Consider the following 1,443-nt stretch of genomic DNA (forward strand, 5'->3'; position numbering starts at 1 on the left):
CAATTTACCGTGGGTGAATAATATCTATTAGATCACAGTAACCCTGTGGGTTCAAGGTCAAAAAACAATCAAGTCAATTGTGTAGAACCAGTTCCTAAAAAGAGTAATTCTACAGCCTCAACGCCAACTTAAGCGGAACCTAACCAACTGTTTTTGTTCCGTTTGAAGTTCTTTTTATAACTACTTGCTACTAATCGTCTTTTTGGAATTGATACATATGATAACTACAAAGCATCTTACCTTCACTGTATGCATTTGCTAATGCACTAAGCTCAATACCCTCACCGCAGACACCACACGACTTACCAATAACCGGACGAATTTCTTTATTAAATAAGAAAAGCTGTTTACAAGATAAAGTATCTTCACCTTCATGAAGCCATTGTTGAGCAATACCATATGCTGGTGATTCTTTATTTAAATACCCCATATCAGCTAAAGTATCTAGTGCATCAATGTTATCTCCTAATTCTGGATCAGTATTCATGCCCAAACCTCCTGTAGTTATAACGAGGCTGTAGAACAACTCCAACAGCCAAAACGGTTCAAAAAACGAGCTCCTGAAATCAACGTTAAGCGTTTTTAAAGTATTAGGTAATACATTTGGAACCCATAAAACAAGCTGTTTTTCTTAAAAAAGAGTAACTCTAAAGCCTCAACGCCTTGCTCACCGGAAAATTAGGAGCGCAGCGAGTAATTTTTCCGAGTGCAGCAACTTGTGTACGCCCGACATGGGCATTGACTTATGAGGTGAAAGTCCTCTGTAGGAAGATCACCGTTTAAATAACATACTGTTATTAAACGATAGACACTCGCGAATGGCAAGAGCTAAATCGCGAGAGATAGTCTGGAGGAAGCCGCTAGCATTCTTTATGATAAATAAATGTGAGCTGATGAACAAAAACATCATATGAGGCGTAGGCTGGAGACGAGCTAGCACAAGATAGCGAAGTCATGTGATCTAACTACCACCGTAAATGATGCAGTTGTGCAGAGAAAGTCGATGCACCTGTTCTTTATAGGTAAAAAAGGGGGAGATCTGATAAACACGCATCCGCGCTAACGCTTGGAGGGGGTTAGCGAACGACTCGCCATAGCCTGTGGTATCACCAGTACCAAAAGTAGGCGCTTGGAAGCGAAGGCCCTTGTCGAAGCTCAAAAACAAAAGTAATTAATATTGCGCTAGGCAATGACTATTTAGCTTCACAAGGCTTAGCGTCATGGTGCGGGTGCTAAGAATGCGGGTGCTAAGAAGACACCCATCTTATGATTTGCAATGTATCAGTTACGTACTAATTTTATTATTAGCACAATAAACGAGCAGGTTGTCACATGGCTATTGCGAGAAAGCGTCAGATAAGTTTGGCTGATACAAAGTACTATCATTGTATTTCTAGGTGCGTACGTCGAGCCTATCTATGTGGCGAAGATCGTTTTACTGGC

General features: G+C 40.7%; 1 protein-coding gene and 1 pseudogene. One reads left to right on the forward strand and one right to left on the reverse strand.

Going from position 1 to position 1,443, the window contains the following annotated elements; translation table 11 throughout:
• Positions 1-190: 190 nt before the first annotated feature.
• Positions 191-487, reverse strand: coding sequence for a hypothetical protein (locus tag H5162_RS21040; RefSeq protein ID WP_182779444.1), 297 nt, complete (start codon positions 485-487; stop codon positions 191-193).
• Between the two features lie 845 nt (positions 488-1,332).
• Between H5162_RS21040 and H5162_RS21045 the strand changes: the two are divergent.
• Positions 1,333-1,443: pseudogene (locus H5162_RS21045) on the forward strand (transposase); the annotation flags it as partial.

It is taken from the genome of Pseudoalteromonas sp. SR41-8, from assembly GCF_014163915.1.
GTDB lineage: Bacteria > Pseudomonadota > Gammaproteobacteria > Enterobacterales > Alteromonadaceae > Pseudoalteromonas > Pseudoalteromonas rhizosphaerae.